Below are 15,482 nucleotides of genomic sequence, written 5' to 3'. Positions count from 1 at the left end.
ATCGCCCAGGCGGGCCGGCTCGGGAGCGGCCCGGCGCTCGGCCCGCGGCGTCAAGCGCGCTGCAGTTCCGCAGCCACCGGGTAGTCCGTGTAGCCCTCGGCACCGCCGCCGTAGAAGGTTTCCTTCTGCGGCGCAGCCCACGGCAGGTCGTCGCGGATGCGCTCGACGAGGTCGGGGTTGCTGATGAACGGCCGGCCGATGGCCACCGCGTCGGCCCGGTTGCTGGCCACGGCGTCCAGCGCCATCGCGCGGTCGTAGCCGTTGTTGGCGATGTAAGGGCCGTTGAAGCGGCGGCGCAGCTCGGCGTAGTCGAACGGCGCGTGGTCACGCGGGCCGCCGGTGGCGCCTTCCACCACTTCCAGGAAGGCCAGCTTCAGCGGCGCCAGCTGCTCGGCCACGTAGTTGAAGAGGGCCTGCGGGTTGCTGTCCTGCCCGATGTCGTTGGCCGGCGTGACCGGCGACAGCCGCAGCGACGTGCGGCCTGGGCCGATGGCGTGCGCCACGGCGGTCATCACCTCGATCAGCAGCCGCGCGCGGTTCTCGATGGAGCCGCCGTACTCGTCGTTGCGGTCGTTGGCGCTGTCGCGCAGGAACTGCTCCAGCAGGTAGCCGTTGGCGCCGTGCACCTCCACGCCGTCAAAGCCCGCGGCGATGGCATTCTTGGCCGCCTGCACGTAGTCGGCGATCAGCTGGGGGATCTCGTCGGTGCGCAGCGCGCGCGGCTCGGCCGTGGGCACCAGCTCGCCGTGGGCGGCGTAGGTGCGCGTCTTGGCGGCGCGGTTCGTCGACGACACCGGCGCCTGGCCGCCCGGCTGCAGGCTGTTCACCGAGATGCGGCCCACGTGCCACAGCTGCACGACGATCTTGCCGCCCTCGGCATGCACGGCGTCGGTGACCTGCTTCCAGGCCGCGACCTGCTCGGGCGTGTGGATGCCGGGCGTGTCGAAGTAGCCCTGGCCGTCGGGGCGGATCTGCGTGGCCTCGGTGATCAGCAGGCCGGCACTGGCGCGCTGGCGGTAGTACTCGACGGTCAGCGCGTGGGGCGTCTGCCAAGGGGAGCGGTTGCGCGTCAGCGGCGCCATGACGATGCGGTTGGCGAGCTCGATGTCGCCGAAGCGGACGGGGTCGAAAAGGGTAGTCATGACCGTGAAATAGGGGCAGGAGGAATGGTTGCAAGTCTGGCTTTTGCCTGCTTTCCCCGTCGCCGCGGGGTTGATGCGGGATGTGTTAGCGACAATCAGGCCATGCTCGCCTACCGCCACGCCTTCCATGCCGGCAACCATGCCGACGTCCTCAAGCACCTCGTGCTGACCCGCGTGCTGCGCTACATGGGGGAGAAGGACAAGCCCTACACCCTCATCGACACCCATGCCGGCGCCGGGGGCTACTCCGTCGAGGGCCGCTACGCGCAGAAGAACGCCGAGTACGGCACCGGCGTCTCGCGCCTGTACGACGCCACCGACCTGCCCGCGCCGCTGGCCGACTACATGGACCTGGTGCGCGCCTTCAACCCCGACGGCCAGCTGCGCCAGTACCCGGGTTCACCGGCCATCGCCAACATGCTGCTGCGCGAGACCGACCGGCTGCGCGTCTACGAGCTGCACTCCACCGACCACCGCATCCTCGCCAGCTACCTGGAGGGCCGCGCCAACACGCAGGTCAGCGACCGGGACGGCTTCGGCGCCATCAAGGCCGAGCTGCCGTCGCCCACGCGCCGCGCGGCGCTGCTGATGGATCCGTCCTACGAGATCAAGACTGACTACGGCAAGGTGCTGTCGGCGCTGCGCGAAGCGCTGGAGCGCGCGGCCGACACGGTCGTCATGGTCTGGTACCCGCAGCTGCAGCTGCTGGAGTCCACCCAGCTCGCGCAACGCCTGAAGGCCAGCGCCGACGCCGCCGCCAAGAAGGGCTGGCTGCACGTGCGCCTGACCGTCACGCAGGCCGACGCCAAGGGCTTCGGCATGATGGGCAGCGGCATGTTCGTCGCCAACCCGCCGTTCACGCTGCACGACGATCTGGCCGAATGCCTGCCGCTGCTGGTGGAGCGCCTGGGCCAGTACGACGGCGCCAACTACGTGCTGGAGCAGAAGGCGGCATGACGGTGGAGGGCAAGCCGGTCACGATGGAGCAGATTGCCGCGCTGGCCGGCGTCTCCACCATCACCGTCTCGCGTGCGCTGCGCGACAGCCCGTCGGTGACGCCCGCCACGCGCGAGCGCATCAAGACGCTGGCCGAGGCCGCCGGCTACCGCTTCAACCACTCCGCCCGCAACCTGCGTCTGCGGCGCAGCCACATGGTGGCCGTCATGCTGGAGATGCAGCCCGACACCGACCGCCCCATGACCGATGCCTACCCGCTGCAGCTGCTGGGCGGCATCACGCAGGAGCTGACGTCGCGCGGCTACAGCGTGCTGCTGTCGGCCATGCAGAGCCCCGGCCAGGGCATGGCCGCGTCGGCGGACGGCCTCATCCTGCTGGGCCAGGGCGCCAACGGCTCGGCGGTCAAGTCGGCCGCCGCCATGGGGCTGCCGCTGGTGGTGTGGGGCGCCGAGCATGGCCGGGGCGACGCCGTCGTCGTCGGCGGCGACAACGCGCATGGCGGCGCCTGCGCGGCCGAGCGGCTCATCGCGCTGGGCCGGCGCGAGCTGCTGTTCCTCGGCGATGTGCGCCACGCCGAGATCCGCGACCGCCAGCAGGGCTTCGCCCGCGCGCTGAAGAAGGCCGGCCTGAAGGCGCAGACGCTGACGCCCGCGGCGTTCACCTTCGGCGCCGGCTTCACGGCCGTGCAGGCCCACCTCGCGAACCTGGGCCGGGGCGGCAAGCTGCCCGACGGCCTGTTCGCCGCCAGCGACCTGCTGGCCATGGGCGCCGTGCGCGCCTTCACCGACGCCGGCCTGGCCGTGCCGGCGCAGGTTTCCGTCATCGGCTACGACGACTCGCCCGCCGCGCAGAGTTTCGCGCCGCCGCTGACCAGCGTGCGCCAGGACTGGCATCACGGTGGCGTGCTGCTGGCGCGCAAGGTGCTGGACCTGATCGGTGGCCAGGACGCGGCCAGCGAAATCATGCCAACCGAGTTGGTCATCCGGGCCACCTGAAGCCCCTCGTCCAAGGATTACCTTGGCCGGTCCCCCGAGGGGACGGTGATGCGTGCGGCATCTAGCCGCCCGCACATCACCATGACGGGCCGGCTCGGGAGCGGCCCAGCGCTCGGCCCGAAATGCGCCATCCGGTCGAGATGAACGCGACAATGCCGGCCATGAGCACCCAAGACCTGACCGACGCCGAGTTCGCCGAACTCGACGAACTCCTCGCCGCCACGCCCGAGCCGCTGCAGCCGCTGGATGCCTCCATGCTGGACGGCTACCTGTGCGGCGTCATCGTGCAGCCGCGCCTCATCGAGACGGACGAGTGGCTGCCCAACATCTTCGACTACGACGGCGGCCTGCTGCCCGACAGCGTCGACGCCGCCTGGCTGGACCGCCTGACTCAGCTCGTCGAGCGCCGCCACGCCGCGCTGAACAAGAGCCTGGTGGAAGACGGCTGGTTCGACCCCGTCATCCTCGAGGTGGACGAGGACCAGCAGCCCGACCCGCTGCCCGAGGACGCCACCGACGAGGAGAAGTCCGCCCGTGCCAGCTACGACGAGCTGGGCCCCCTCTCGCGGGCGCTGATGCCCTGGGTGGCCGGTTTCCAGCACGCGGCGCTGTGCTTCCCCGAGCTGGCGGACCTGCCCAACGACGACGTCGCCGCCGCGATGGCCCGGCTGTACCGCCACCTGCCGGCCGAGACGCCGGAGGAGAAGGAAGTCGTCGCCACGCTGAACCGCGAGCACCCGCTCAAGGACCTGGACGACGCCATCGAGGAGCTGGTCGTCACCGTGGCCGACCTGGCCGACCTGACGGAAGCCGAGCGCTACCGCGTCGACACCATCCGCCGCGACACGCCCAAGGTCGGCCGCAACGACCCCTGCCCCTGTGGCTCGGGCCGCAAGTACAAGCAGTGTCACGGCAGCAACTGATGATCATGGGGACGGGCCGCCGGCGCACAGCGCCAAGCGCTGTCCCCGGCTGACATGAGATTGCAACTGCTGTCGGACCTGCATCTCGAGACCGAGGACTACCAGCCGGTGCCCGCCCCGGGCGCCGAGCTGCTGGTGCTGGCCGGCGATATCGACACGACGTGGCGCGGCTACGCGCTGTTCCGCGGCTGGCCGGTGCCGGTGCTGGTGGTGCCCGGCAACCATGAGGTCGACGGCCGCGACGTGGACGACGCCCGCGAGGCGCTGCGGGCCCACGTCGGCGCGCTGGGCCTGCGCATGCTGGACGATGACGCCGTCGTCATCGCCGATGCCCAGGGTCGGCGCGTGCGCTTCGTCGGCTGCACGCGCTGGTGCGACTTCGACGCCTTCGGCCCTGCGGGCCGCGAGCGCGCGATGCGGGCCGGCGGCTACTTCCAGAAGGTCATGCAGGCCACGCGCCACGGCGAGCCTTTCGGCGTGGACGCCGTGCGCGCACTGGCGCTGGAAAGCCGCGCCTGGCTGGCTGGCGAGCTGGCGCGCACGGGCGACTGGGACGCGACGGTCGTCATCACGCACTTCGCGCCCAGCCTGAAGAGCGCCGACCCGCGCTACGGCCGCCAGCCCGGCACGGCCAGCTTCTGCAACGACGACGAAGACCTGCTGCCCGGCGCACAGCTGTGGCTGCACGGCCACCTGCACTGCCGGCACGACTACCGGCTGGGCGACACGCGCATCGCCAGCAACGCACGGGGCCACTTCAGGCGCGGCGAAGCCGACGGCTTCGACGGCCAGCGCGTCATTGAGGTCTTTGCGGCTTGATGCGCAGCGCCCACGCCACGCCGGCCACCAGCAGCACCACGCCCGCCACCGTGGCCGGCGGCGGCGTGCGCTGGTTCCACGCGAACGCGTAGGCCAGCGCGGCCAGCGTCTCGAAGACGATCAGCTGGCCCGACAGCGACGTGGGCAGCCGCTGGCTGGCCTCGTTCCAGCACAGCGTGCCCAGCCACGACGAGCACAGCCCGATGGCGGCCATCAGGCCCACGTAGGCCCAGGGCCGCTCGCCGAACGGGAAGGCGTAGTCCGCCGGCACCAGCGTGCCGGGGGCGGCCAGCATCACCAGCCCCAGCAGCACGGCGCCGATGAGCGCCATCGGCAGCGTCACCAGCCCCTGTGCCGTGGCCCAGGCGCGCGGGCTGCGGTCGGCATGCGCACGCAGCCAGTCGGCGTTGCGGATGGGGTACCAGGTCCAGCAGGCCACCGCCGCGACGGCCAGCAGCGCGCCCTCGGCATAGCGGCGTGGGTCGCCGGCGCTCTGCTGCAGCGCGTGCAGCTCATCGCGGTTGACCAGCGCCAGGCCTGCGGCGATCAGCGCCAGCGACGGCGCCAGCCTGGCCCACGGCAGGTGGCCGTCGCGCACGCGGTTGCGGTGGTTGGCGCAGACGGCGATGACGACGGGCAGCGTGCCGATGATCATGGTCGGCAGCGGCGCGCCGGCGCGCTGGATGGCGGCCGACAGGCACAGGTAGTACAGGAAGTTGCCGATGAGGCTGAGCTTGGCGGCCTCCCACCAGTCAGCCGGCTGCAGCTCGCGCAGCGCGCGGCGGTCCAGCAGCAGCGCCAGCGGCAGCGCGATGAGGCCGAAGGCCAGGTAGCGGCCCACCGTCAGCAAGGCGGGGGCATAGCCGGGCAGCATGACGGGGGCGACGAACACCAGGCCCCACATCAGGCCGGCGGCCAGGGCGAACAACAGACCGAGGAGCATGGCCGGCATCATCGGCCATGCCGGGTGACGTGCGCCGGCGCGGTCGCCTACGTGAACCAGGCCGCCACGGCGTCGCGCTGTTCAGGCGTGTAGTGCAGGCCCAGCTTGCTGCGCCGCCACAGCACGTCGTCGGCGCTGCGTGCCCATTCGGCATCCACCAGATGGCGCAGTTCGGACTCGAACAGCCCCGGCGCCACCTCGGCACCCGGCGCCGTCAGCAGCGCCGCGGCGTCGCTGCCGTAGGCCCGGGCCAGGCGCGCGACCGTGGCCAGCGGCCGGCCGGTGTGCCGGGCCTGCAGCTCGGCCGTGAAGGCCGCAATGTCCACGCCGTGCCGGCCGAGGTCACCGCCGGGCAGGTGGGTGCCAGCCGTCCAGGGCCGGCGCGGGTCGCCCAGCATCGCACCCAGCTGTGTGGCGCCGTCTTCGGCCAGCTTGCGGTAGGTCGTCAGCTTGCCACCCCAGACGTTCAGCAGCGGCGCGCCATCGTCGGTGTCGGCCTCCAGCAGGTAGTCGCGCGTCACCGACGATGCCGAGCCGCCCTCGTCCAGCAGCGGGCGCACGCCGGCATAGGTCCAGCGCACGTCGGCCGGCGTCACGGGCCGCGCGAGGTAGCGGTTGGCCTGCTCGCACAGGTAGGCGACCTCGTCCTGCGCGATCTGCGCCCGCGACGGCGGTTCCTCGTGCTCGGGCAGCTCCACATCCGTCGTGCCGATCAGCGTGAAGCGCTCCTGGTAGGGGATGGCGAAGAGGATGCGGCCGTCGGCGTTCTGGAAGATGTAGGCGTGGTCGTGCGTGAAGCGCTGGTCCACGACGATGTGGCTGCCCTTCACGAGGCGCAGGCCGCGCGCCGGCAGCGGCCGGCCGTCGGCAGCCTGCGTGTGGTCGCGCAGGAAGCGCTCGGCCCACGGCCCGGCCGCGTTGACGAGCGCGCGGCTTCGCAGCTGGCGGCCGTTCTGCAGCGTGACCTGCCAGCCGTCCGCGCCGCGGCGGGCCTCGGTCACGGCGCAGCGCGTCAGCACCTCGGCGCCGCGCGCCTGCGCATCGCGCGCGTTCAGCACGACGAGGCGGGCGTCGTCCACCCAGCCGTCGGAGTAGACGAAGCCGCGCGTGAACTCGGGCTTGAGCGGCGCGCCGTAGGCGCTGCCCGCGAGCTTCAGGCCGTGCGAGCCCGGCAGCAGCTCGCGCTTCGCGAGGTGGTCGTACAGGAACAGCCCGATGCGGATCATCCAGGCCGGCCGCAGGTGCGGCGCATGCGGCAGCACGAAGCGCAGCGGCTGGATCAGGTGCGGCGCGCTGCGCAGCAGCACCTCGCGCTCCTGCAGCGCCTTGGCGACCAGCGAGAACTCGTAGGTCTCCAGGTAGCGCAGCCCGCCGTGCACGAGCTTGGTGGACGCCGACGACGTGTGCTGCGCCAGGTCCTCGCGTTCGGCCAGCAGCACGCGCCAGCCGCGCCCGGCCAGGTCGCGTGCCAGGCCCGCGCCGTTGATGCCGCCTCCCACCACCACGACGTCAAAATCATCCATGAAGGTACTCTAGCCCCCCGCCCAGACTCGCATCGCTGAACGCCTGCGAGTCTGGTCGGCCCCCCGAGGGGGCGGCGATGCTCACGGCATTGAGCCGCGAGCACATCGCCCAACGCGGGCCGGCTTGGGAGCGGCCCGGCGCTCGGCCCGCCAACGACGAATGGACACGGACATGGATGCACTGCTGGCGCTGGATCAGGGAACGTCGAGTTCGCGCGCGCTGGTCTTCGACCGCTCGGGCCGGCTGCTGGCCGCTGCGCAGCGCGAGCTGACGCAGCACTTCCCGCAGCCGGGCTGGGTGGAGCACGATGCCGCTGAGATCTGGGAGGGCCAGCTGGCCTGTGCCCGCGAGGCCATTGCCAAGGCTGGCGTGAAGCCCACCGCCATCGGCATCACCAACCAGCGCGAGACCGTCGTGCTGTGGGACCGCCGCACCGGCCAGCCGCTGCACAGGGCGCTGGTGTGGCAGGACCGGCGCACGGCGGACTTCTGTGAAGAGCTGAAGCGCCAGGGCCTGGAGCCGCGCATCCGCGCGCTGACCGGCCTGGTGCTGGACCCGTACTTCTCTGCCACCAAGCTGCGCTGGCTGCTGGACAACGTGCCCGGCGCCCGCGCGCGCGCCGAGCGCGGCGAGCTGGCTTTCGGCACGGTGGACAGCTGGCTGCTGTGGAAGCTCACCGACGGCCAGGTTCACGCCACCGACGCCAGCAACGCGTCGCGCACGCTGCTGTTCGACATCCACCGCGGCGACTGGAGCGACGAGCTGCTGGGCCTGTTCGGCATCCCGCGCGCGCTGCTGCCCGAGGTACGGCCGTCGGCAGGCGCGTTCGGCACGGCGGCCGAGTTCGGCGCGCCCATCGCCGGCATCGCGGGCGACCAGCAGGCCGCGCTGTTCGGCCAGGCGGCGCTCTCGCCCGGCCAGGCCAAGAACACCTACGGCACCGGCTGCTTCCTGCTGATGCACACCGGCGCGCAGGCGCGCAGCTCGGCCCACGGCCTCATCACCACGCGCGCCGCGCAGGTGGGCGCGGTGCCGCAGTTCGCGCTGGAAGGCAGCGTGTTCGTCGGCGGCGCCGTCGTGCAGTGGCTGCGCGACGGGCTGGGGCTGATCCGCACCAGCGCCGAGGTGCAGGCGCTGGCCGAGAGCGTGCCCGACAGCGGCGGCGTCACGCTGGTGCCCGCGTTCGCCGGCCTGGGCGCGCCGCACTGGCGGGCCGACGCCCGTGGCGCGCTGGTGGGCCTGACGCGCGGCAGCGGCCGCGGCCACATCGCCCGCGCCGCGCTGGAGAGCATCGCCTTCCAGAGCGCCGGGCTGCTGCAGGCGATGCAGAACGACGGCGCCGCGCTGACCGAGCTGCGCGTGGACGGCGGCGCGTCGGCGAACGACCTGCTGATGCAGTTCCAGGCCGACCTGCTGGGCCTCCCGGTGCTGCGGCCGCGGGTCATCGAGACGACGGCGCTGGGCGCGGCGCTGCTGGCCGGCATCGGCACTGGCGTCTACGCGTCGGTCGACGAGATCGGCGCCATCTGGCAGCTGGACCGCGCGTTCGAGCCCCGCATGTCGCGCGACGAGGCCGGCACGCGGCTGGCGCAATGGGACCATGCGGTCCGGCAGGTGCTGGCCGACTGACCTCGGCGCGCCACGGACAACCCGAGCAGGGAAACGATCGATGAAGGGCAACTGGATGGGATGGGTCCTGGCGCTGGGCGTGCAAGCCGCCGGCGCGCAGCAGCTGGCGCCGGTGGAGGCCGAGCCGGCCGGGCTGGCGCCGCTGCCGGCGCGCGTGCAGGGCCGTGTCGCCCCGCAGCCCGACGGCACGCTGCGGCGCCAGTGGCCCGGCACCTATTTCGAGACTGCCTTCCATGGCAGCGAGCTGTTCTTCCGCGTTGGCGCCGGCGACGTCAGCCTGCGCGTGAGCGTGGATGGCGGGCCCGCGGTGCCGCTGGTCAAGCCCGCGGCGGGGCTGTACCGGGTGTCCGGCATCGCCGCCGGCGAGCACCGGCTGCGCGTGACGGTGGTCAGCGAAAGCCAGGCCGGCCCCACCGGCTTCGGCGGCTTCCTTGCCGGCCCGGGCACCCGGCCCGCGGTGCTGCGGGTGCCCGAGCGCCGCATCGAGTTCATCGGCGACTCCCACACCGTCGGCTACGGCAACACCGCCGCCACGCGGCAGTGCACGCCTGCCGACGTCTGGGCGACCACCGACACCGCGCAGGGTGTGGCCGGCCAGCTGTCCACGCGCTACCAGGCCGACTACCGTGTCCACGCCATCTCGGGCCGCGGCGTCGTGCGCAACTACGACGGCTTCGCGGCCGACACGCTGCCGCAGGCTTACCCGTTTGCACTGCTGGACCACAGCCACCCGGCCGACGACACCGGCTGGCAGCCGCAGGTCATCGCGATCAGCCTCGGCACGAATGACTTCTCGACGCCGCTGCGCGCCGGCGAGCGCTGGGCCACGCGCGAGCAGTTGCGCGAGGCGTACGAGACGGCCTTCGTGCGCTTCATCGGCCAGTTGCACCGTCGCGTGCCTGGCGCCTACGTCGTGGTGTGGGCGGCGGCGAACGAGGGCTCGGAGCTGCAGGCCGCAGCGTCGCGCGTCGTGGCGCAGGTGCGCGGTGCCGGCACCTCCCGCATCGGCTTCGTGGGCGTGCCTGGCCTGAGCATGGCGGGCTGCGACTGGCACCCCAGCGTGGCCGACGGCATGCGTGTGGCCGACGCGCTGGCCCGCCACCTGAACGACCAGCCCAACCTCTGGCAAGCCGCAGGCCGCTGACACACGCTGACAGCAGGGCTGGCGCAGCATGCGGGCCTCACACCTCCCGGGACCTCCATGAACTTCGCCTACACCCTCGTCTACGTGGCCGACGTCGCCGCCTCGCTGGCCTTCTTCGACCGTGCCTTCGGGCTGCCGACGCGCTTCCTGCACGAGAGCGGCGCCTACGGCGAGGTTGACACCGGTGCCGGTGGCACCACGCTGGCCTTCGTGGACCACGCCACCGCGCGCGACAGCGTGCAGCACGACTACGTGGCCGCCGACGCGAGCGCGAAGCCGCTGGGCATGGAGATCGGCTTCACCGTCGCCGACGTGCCGGCCGCCTTCGAGCGCGCCGTGGCCGCCGGCGCGACGGCGCTGGCCGCGCCCGTCACCAAGCCCTGGGGCCAGACGGTGGCCTATGTGCGCTGCCCGGACGGCACGCTGGTGGAGCTCTGCACGGTCATGGGCTGAGCGCTCCCCGCCTTGGGGCGCAGCGCCTGGGCCACGAACAGCTGGCCCGGCGCGAACGAGGCGTGTGAGGCGCTGATGGCGCCCAGTGAAACCACATCGACCCGCTGGGTGCCGCGGGCGTGAGAGGAGGCGTAGATGGCCATGATGCTGCTAGGGAGGGTCTGCAAAACCCCTGTGGGCCGCGTTTGTGACAGCACCGGCCCGCGAGTAGGCGCGTCGCGAAGCTGGGGCTGGCCGCCCCAGCGAGCGGCGCAACACCCGCGCGGGCCGGTGCTGTCGCAAACCCGCAGGGGCGTGGCTTTGCCGGCGCGGGGCGGCGTTGCGAACCTTGCCCAGGCACGAGCCTGGGCGGCGGTCCGCGCCTTGCCCCGCATCCGGCAAAGACCTCGCCGCGGCCCGCAGGGGTTTTGCAGACCCTCCCTAGACGTCGTTGTCGTTGACCCATGCCTTCTGCAAGGGGCATGCCTGCTGACCTACATTGACTGCCCATGCGCCGCGCCGACCGCCTCTTCCAGATCGTCCAGCTCATCCGCGGCCGCCGCCTCACGACGGCGGACTACCTCGCCCAGCGGTTGGAGGTGTCCATGCGCACCGTCTACCGCGACATCGCCGCGCTGGGCCAGCAGGGCGTGCCCATCGAGGGCGAGGCCGGCGTGGGCTACCGCATGCGGGCCGGCTTCGACCTGCCGCCGCTGATGTTCAGCAAGCAGGAGGCGCAGGCCTTGGTGGCCACCGTGCGCATGGCCGAGTCGCGGCTGGACGCCGCGCTGGCGCGGCAGGCCGAGAACGCGCTCTCCAAGATCCTGGCCGTGCTGCCGCTGGATGCCCGCGCCGCCGCCGAGAGCCTGGCGCTGTACGCGCCGCTGCCGGCGCTGGACCCGGCCACCAGCGCCCACCTGACCGCGCTGCGCGAGGCCACCGAGGCCAGGCGCAAGCTCAAGGTCGGCTACCTGGACCTCGGCGGCGTGAGGAGTGATCGCGTCGTGCGTCCGCTGGCCTGCCTGTTCTGGGGGCCGGTGTGGACGCTGGCGGCCTGGTGCGAGTTGCGCAACGATTTCCGCAGCTTCCGCGTGGATCGCATCGAGACGCTGGAACCGCTGGCCGAGAGCTTCCGCGACGAGCCCGGCAAGACGCTGGCCGACATGAACCGGCTGCGCGAGAACTGTTGACCCCTCGCCTGGTCCCGCGCCGCTGAACGCGGGCGGGCCCAGTCGGTCTTGCAGACCGCGCTGCGGCGGCGCCGCAGCTCTTCGGCAGGCACATCGCGCCCACTGGGCGCAATGTGTCCGGCCTCAGCCCCCGAGGGGATGGCGATGTGTGCGGCATTGAGCCGCACGCACATCGCCCTGGCGGGCCGGCTTGGGAGCGGCCCGGCGCTCGGCCCGCGATACGGTAGGCCGTCAGGCTTTCAAGGCCTTGATCAACTCGTCGCTGTCGAAGCCGTCCTTCATGTGGTGGGCGCCGCGTGGGCCGCGCACGATGAGGTAGGGCGTGCCGGTGGCGCGCAGTGCGCGGAACTCGTCCTCGCAGCGCGCCTCGCGGCTCATGTTGCACTCGGTGAACGCGAAGCCGTGCTGGGTCAGCCAGGAGCGCGTCTGCGTGCAATAACCGCATTCGTTGGTGGAGTACATGACGATCTGCTCCGCGCGCACGGTGGCCGCGAGCTGCTGCATGGCGGCCTCGTCCGTGCCGCCGCCGCCCAGCAGCGCACCGAAGTCGCGCTTGTGCAACTGCGCCTGGTGCCCCCACCACAGGCCGGCGATGACGGCCACCACCGTCAGCAGCGCGCGCCACGGCAGGCCGCTGCTGGCGGGGGCGGCGCGGGCCGCGGTGCGCGGCTCGGTGGCCAGGCCGGCCTTGGCATAGGCCACGCCGCAGGCCGGGCATTGCCAGGCAGGGGCCTGCGTGTCGGCGGGGCGCATGGCGCGGCACTTGGGGCAGACGGTGGTCATCGGCGGGAATCCTTTCAGGCGGCGGTGTCCACCAGCACGAACTGCTTGCGGACTGGCGTCACCACCTCGAACTCGCCCTCGAAGCCGGGCGGGATGACGCCGCCCTGGCCGGGGCCGATGTCGGTGGCGCCCTGCGGGCCGTGCAGCCGCACCTGGCCGCTGAGCACGTGGAAGTACTCCTGACGCGTGGCGGGGAACACGATGCGCCAGCGGCCCGGTTCGCATGCCCACACGCCGGCCGAGACCGGGCCGGCCTCGTGCAGCACCCAGGTCTGGCGCAGCGGGTTGCCGGCGACGAGGCGGTCGGGGCGCGGGCGGTCCAGCGTGGGGGCGAGGGCGTCGGTGCGGTCGAGGAGGACGATGGGCAGCATGCGGGGCGCATTCTGCGGGGGCCTGTCGCGCCGCCCACCACCTGTTCGAGGGTGAATATGTGCGGCGGCCGCGCGGCGGCTCAGCCCCGCAGCGTGGCGCCCTTCTCAATCAGCAGCGCGCGCAGCACCGACCGGTGGCAGCGCGCCTCGTCTTCGCAGTAGCAACCCACCGAGAAGTCGGCCTGCGCCGACAACGTGGCCAGCAGCGCCAGCGCGTGCTGCGCGTCGGGCTGGGCCATCTCGGTGCGGTACTTCTTCGTGAAGGCCGTCCAGTCGGCATCGCTCGCGGCGGCCTGGCCCAGCTTCATCGTGTCGGCACTGGGCGCGAGGGTGGGGAACCAGACGTCGTAGAAGTCGCGCGACGCGAACTCCGCCTTGGGCACGCCGCGCGGCGGGCGGCGCACCGTGCCGATGCGGGTGCCTTCATCGGGTGCGCGCGGGCTGCCGAGCTGGACGATGCGCAGGGGCATGGCGGGTCCTCGCGCCGCTGTGCGCCGGGGGCGTCGGTGGAGGGCAGCGGCGTGCCCACCATTGTGCGGTGCTCAGAACTTGCTCTGTTCCGCCGCCTTCTTCTGCTGCGCCTCGGCCTTGCTCTGGGCCAGGAAGCTTTTCATCAGGTCGTCGCGGACGTAGCGCACGTCCATGACGAAGCTCAGGTGCGGGGCGTCCAGCTCGACCACCGCGCCCTTGGCCGTGAAGCGCGCCGACTTGTTGCCGACGAAGGGGCGCTGCTGCGCGGTCAGCTTGTACTTGCCCGACAACGTGTTGAACAGGTCGTCGAAGCGCTCCTTGCCCAGCTGCATCAGCACGGCGGCCAGCTTGTCCTGCGCGTCGAAGATGTAGGTGACTTCGTTGAGGCTGTCGATGCCGTAGCCGGCACCGTCGGTCGTGAACTGGCGCCCGCCGCTGAACTTGTTGACGCCGCCGTCGGTCAGGCGCGCCTGGCCGGGCAGTTTGGACTTGAGTTGCTGCGACGTCGTGGCGGCGATCTCGACGCCCAGGACCTGCACCTGGGCCATGGCCAGCGCGGGCAGCAGGGCGACGGTGAGCAGGGCTTGCTGGATGAATTTCATGTGGTGGTTCCGGTGATGGGGGTGGCGAGGCGTCACGAGCGGCCCAGGCCCTGGCCGACGCGCCATTCGCGCGCCAGCCGCTGCGCCTGCTGCAGCTGTGGCGACGACAGCTTCTTGGCCAGCGCGTCGCGCTCCTCGGCGGCGTCGGGGTGGGGGGCGTCGTTGGCTGCGGCGAGGTTGAGCCAGGCGTGGGCGGCCACCGTGTCCTGCTTCACGCCGCGCCCTTCGCGCAGCGCCAACGCCAGGTTGCGCTGGCCGTAGGCGTTGCCTGTCTTGGCGGCCTGCTCGAAGTAGCGGGCGGCCTCGGCATGGTCCTGCAGCACGCCGCGGCCGCGCTCGTACGACACGCCCAGGTCGTTCAGCGCGTCGGCGTTGCCCTGCTCGGCGGCCTTGCGGTACCAGGTGATGCCCTGGCGCTCGTCCTTCTCGGTGCCGCGGCCTTCGGTCATGGCCCAGCCCAGCGCACGCTGCCCGCCGGCGCTTCCCTGCTCGGCGCTCTTGCGGAACCAGGTGACGGCCTGGCGCTCGTCCTGCTTGACGCCGCGGCCGTTCACCAGCGCCCAGCCCAGCCGCACCTGGGAGCGGTCGTCGCCCTGCTCGGCGGCCTTGCGGTCCCAGGCGACGCCCTGCGCCTCGTCCCGCTCCGCGCCGCGCCCGAAGGTCAGCACATAGCCCATCCAGCTTTGCGCTTCCAGGTCGCCCTGTTCGGCGGCCTTGCGGAACCACGGCACGGACTGGGCCTCGTCCTTGGCCGCGCCGCGGCCCTGGAACAAGGCCACGGCCAGCAGGCGCTGCGCGCGCGCATCGCCCTGCTGGGCGGCCTTGGTGTACCAGGCGACGGCCTGGGCCTCGTCCTTGTCGACGCCGCTGCCGATGGCCAGCAAATAGCCCAGCAGCCGCTGCCCCGGCGCGTCGCCCTGGTCGGCGGCCTTGCGGGCCCAGCTCGCCGCCTGTGCTGGGTCCTTCTCGACGCCTTCGCCGTTCAGCAGCGCGAAGGCCAGCATGCGCTGCGAGTCGGCATAGCCGCCCCCGGCCGCGCGGCGGTGCCAGCCGGTCGCCTGCTGCAGGTCGACGGGCACGCCCCAGCCGTTCTCGTAGGCCAGCCCGAGGTTGTACTGGGAGATCAGCTCGCCCTGGGCGGCGGCCTTCTCCCACCACGCGAGGGCCTGGCGCGCGTCCTTCTTGACGCCGGTGCCGTTCAGCAACGCGACGCCCAGCTCCAGCTGCGCATCGGCCACGCCCTGGTCGGCGGACTTGCGGTACCAGCCGGCCGCCGTCGTGGCGTTGCGCGGCAGGCAGACGCCATTGGCCAGCGCGCGGCCGAGGGTGTATTGGAAGCTGCCGTCGCCCGCGTTGGCGCGGGCCTGCATGGTCGCCAGCGCCGTCTTGCAGTTGCCGGCCCGCATGGCCTCGTAGAGCTGGCCGGCCTCGTCGGCGCGGGCGTTGGCCGCGAACAGCGCCGCCGCAACGGCGACGAGCAGGGGGGTTCTGAACATTGGATCTCCCTTGAAAACCTCGGCACGGATCAACCGTTGCGGGCGGGAGTCGCGGGTCTGA

16 protein-coding genes are annotated in these 15,482 nt (G+C 72.4%); 8 read left to right on the top strand and 8 right to left on the bottom strand.

Annotation, left to right across the window (positions count from 1 at the left end; translation table 11 throughout):
• Positions 1-50 precede the first annotated feature (50 nt).
• A complete protein-coding gene (locus tag AC1Q7O_RS10785; protein WP_492659409.1) occupies positions 51-1,142 on the bottom strand; it encodes an alkene reductase in 1,092 nt (363 codons plus the stop codon).
• Positions 1,143-1,244: 102 nt separating this feature from the next.
• Between AC1Q7O_RS10785 and AC1Q7O_RS10780 the strand changes: the two genes are divergently transcribed.
• The 4 genes from AC1Q7O_RS10780 (at position 1,245) to AC1Q7O_RS10765 (ending at position 4,836) form a co-directional block, all read left to right on the top strand.
• Entirely contained in the window at positions 1,245-2,099 is an 855-nt protein-coding gene (locus AC1Q7O_RS10780) for a 23S rRNA (adenine(2030)-N(6))-methyltransferase RlmJ (RefSeq protein WP_492659408.1), read from the top strand.
• The gene (locus tag AC1Q7O_RS10775) at positions 2,096-3,094 is read left to right on the top strand and encodes a substrate-binding domain-containing protein (protein WP_492659407.1); all 999 of its coding nucleotides are present in this window, start codon (positions 2,096-2,098) and stop codon (positions 3,092-3,094) included. Before AC1Q7O_RS10780 ends, AC1Q7O_RS10775 begins: the two co-directional genes overlap by 4 nt.
• A 161-nt stretch (positions 3,095-3,255) precedes the next feature.
• Positions 3,256-4,017: a UPF0149 family protein gene (locus AC1Q7O_RS10770; protein ID WP_492659406.1), complete on the top strand. Its 762-nt coding sequence runs from the start codon at positions 3,256-3,258 to the stop codon at positions 4,015-4,017.
• A gap of 54 nt (positions 4,018-4,071) precedes the next feature.
• Positions 4,072-4,836 (top strand): metallophosphoesterase, encoded by a 765-nt coding sequence (locus tag AC1Q7O_RS10765; RefSeq protein ID WP_492659405.1) that lies wholly within the window; start codon positions 4,072-4,074, stop codon positions 4,834-4,836.
• On the opposite strand, the gene AC1Q7O_RS10760 is transcribed toward AC1Q7O_RS10765, so the two are convergent.
• Positions 4,814-5,779, bottom strand: coding sequence for a DMT family transporter (locus tag AC1Q7O_RS10760; RefSeq protein ID WP_492659404.1), 966 nt, complete (start codon positions 5,777-5,779; stop codon positions 4,814-4,816). The genes AC1Q7O_RS10765 and AC1Q7O_RS10760 overlap by 23 nt on opposite strands.
• Positions 5,780-5,826: 47 nt before the next feature.
• A complete protein-coding gene (gene glpD, locus AC1Q7O_RS10755; protein WP_492659403.1) occupies positions 5,827-7,302 on the bottom strand; it encodes a glycerol-3-phosphate dehydrogenase in 1,476 nt (491 codons plus the stop codon).
• A gap of 172 nt (positions 7,303-7,474) precedes the next feature.
• On the opposite strand from glpD, the gene glpK reads away from it, so the two are divergent.
• From glpK to AC1Q7O_RS10735, 4 genes are all read left to right on the top strand, one after another.
• Positions 7,475-8,932 (top strand): glycerol kinase GlpK, encoded by a 1,458-nt coding sequence (gene glpK, locus AC1Q7O_RS10750; RefSeq protein ID WP_492659402.1) that lies wholly within the window; start codon positions 7,475-7,477, stop codon positions 8,930-8,932.
• A gap of 55 nt (positions 8,933-8,987) precedes the next feature.
• Entirely contained in the window at positions 8,988-10,076 is a 1,089-nt protein-coding gene (locus AC1Q7O_RS10745) for an SGNH/GDSL hydrolase family protein (protein WP_492659401.1), read from the top strand.
• Positions 10,077-10,133: 57 nt separating this feature from the next.
• Positions 10,134-10,529, top strand: a complete 396-nt coding sequence (locus AC1Q7O_RS10740; protein ID WP_492659400.1) for a VOC family protein — start codon at positions 10,134-10,136, stop codon at positions 10,527-10,529.
• A gap of 488 nt (positions 10,530-11,017) precedes the next feature.
• The gene (locus tag AC1Q7O_RS10735; RefSeq protein WP_492661568.1) at positions 11,018-11,698 is read left to right on the top strand and encodes a helix-turn-helix transcriptional regulator; all 681 of its coding nucleotides are present in this window, start codon (positions 11,018-11,020) and stop codon (positions 11,696-11,698) included.
• Positions 11,699-11,929: 231 nt separating this feature from the next.
• Here the strand turns inward: AC1Q7O_RS10735 and AC1Q7O_RS10730 are convergent, their stop codons facing one another.
• The 5 genes from AC1Q7O_RS10730 to AC1Q7O_RS10710 form a co-directional block, all read right to left on the bottom strand.
• Positions 11,930-12,481, bottom strand: coding sequence for a glutaredoxin family protein (locus AC1Q7O_RS10730; RefSeq protein ID WP_492661569.1), 552 nt, complete (start codon positions 12,479-12,481; stop codon positions 11,930-11,932).
• A gap of 14 nt (positions 12,482-12,495) precedes the next feature.
• On the bottom strand, positions 12,496-12,852 hold the full coding sequence (locus tag AC1Q7O_RS10725) for a cupin domain-containing protein (protein ID WP_492661570.1): 357 nt from the start codon (positions 12,850-12,852) through the stop codon (positions 12,496-12,498).
• 80 nt (positions 12,853-12,932) lie between these two features.
• Complete coding sequence (locus tag AC1Q7O_RS10720; RefSeq protein ID WP_492661571.1) at positions 12,933-13,322, bottom strand: DUF488 domain-containing protein; 390 nt, start codon at positions 13,320-13,322, stop codon at positions 12,933-12,935.
• Positions 13,323-13,394: 72 nt separating this feature from the next.
• Positions 13,395-13,925 carry a hypothetical protein gene (locus tag AC1Q7O_RS10715; protein ID WP_492661572.1) on the bottom strand — a complete coding sequence of 177 codons (531 nt, stop codon included), beginning with the start codon at positions 13,923-13,925 and terminating at the stop codon, positions 13,395-13,397.
• A gap of 32 nt (positions 13,926-13,957) precedes the next feature.
• Positions 13,958-15,421, bottom strand: coding sequence for a tetratricopeptide repeat protein (locus tag AC1Q7O_RS10710; protein ID WP_492661573.1), 1,464 nt, complete (start codon positions 15,419-15,421; stop codon positions 13,958-13,960).
• Between the last annotated feature and the right edge of the window lie 61 nt (positions 15,422-15,482).

This window comes from Roseateles sp. GW823-FHT07B05, from assembly GCF_058794515.1.
The sequence above is the reverse complement of the archived record's forward strand: the minus strand, read 5'-3'. Positions and strand labels throughout refer to the sequence as shown.

Bases quoted from the DNA above. Each gene is read 5' to 3' on its own strand.
- AC1Q7O_RS10785 (WP_492659409.1), bottom strand. From the start codon at position 1,142: ATGACTACCCTTTTCGACCCCGTCCGCTTCGGCGACATCGAGCTCGCC.
- AC1Q7O_RS10780 (WP_492659408.1), top strand. From the start codon at position 1,245: ATGCTCGCCTACCGCCACGCCTTCCATGCCGGCAACCATGCCGACGTC.
- AC1Q7O_RS10775 (WP_492659407.1), top strand. From the start codon at position 2,096: ATGACGGTGGAGGGCAAGCCGGTCACGATGGAGCAGATTGCCGCGCTG.
- AC1Q7O_RS10770 (WP_492659406.1), top strand. From the start codon at position 3,256: ATGAGCACCCAAGACCTGACCGACGCCGAGTTCGCCGAACTCGACGAA.
- AC1Q7O_RS10765 (WP_492659405.1), top strand. From the start codon at position 4,072: ATGAGATTGCAACTGCTGTCGGACCTGCATCTCGAGACCGAGGACTAC.
- AC1Q7O_RS10760 (WP_492659404.1), bottom strand. From the start codon at position 5,779: ATGCTCCTCGGTCTGTTGTTCGCCCTGGCCGCCGGCCTGATGTGGGGC.
- glpD (WP_492659403.1), bottom strand. From the start codon at position 7,302: ATGGATGATTTTGACGTCGTGGTGGTGGGAGGCGGCATCAACGGCGCG.
- glpK (WP_492659402.1), top strand. From the start codon at position 7,475: ATGGATGCACTGCTGGCGCTGGATCAGGGAACGTCGAGTTCGCGCGCG.
- AC1Q7O_RS10745 (WP_492659401.1), top strand. From the start codon at position 8,988: ATGGGATGGGTCCTGGCGCTGGGCGTGCAAGCCGCCGGCGCGCAGCAG.
- AC1Q7O_RS10740 (WP_492659400.1), top strand. From the start codon at position 10,134: ATGAACTTCGCCTACACCCTCGTCTACGTGGCCGACGTCGCCGCCTCG.
- AC1Q7O_RS10735 (WP_492661568.1), top strand. From the start codon at position 11,018: ATGCGCCGCGCCGACCGCCTCTTCCAGATCGTCCAGCTCATCCGCGGC.
- AC1Q7O_RS10730 (WP_492661569.1), bottom strand. From the start codon at position 12,481: ATGACCACCGTCTGCCCCAAGTGCCGCGCCATGCGCCCCGCCGACACG.
- AC1Q7O_RS10725 (WP_492661570.1), bottom strand. From the start codon at position 12,852: ATGCTGCCCATCGTCCTCCTCGACCGCACCGACGCCCTCGCCCCCACG.
- AC1Q7O_RS10720 (WP_492661571.1), bottom strand. From the start codon at position 13,322: ATGCCCCTGCGCATCGTCCAGCTCGGCAGCCCGCGCGCACCCGATGAA.
- AC1Q7O_RS10715 (WP_492661572.1), bottom strand. From the start codon at position 13,925: ATGAAATTCATCCAGCAAGCCCTGCTCACCGTCGCCCTGCTGCCCGCG.
- AC1Q7O_RS10710 (WP_492661573.1), bottom strand. From the start codon at position 15,421: ATGTTCAGAACCCCCCTGCTCGTCGCCGTTGCGGCGGCGCTGTTCGCG.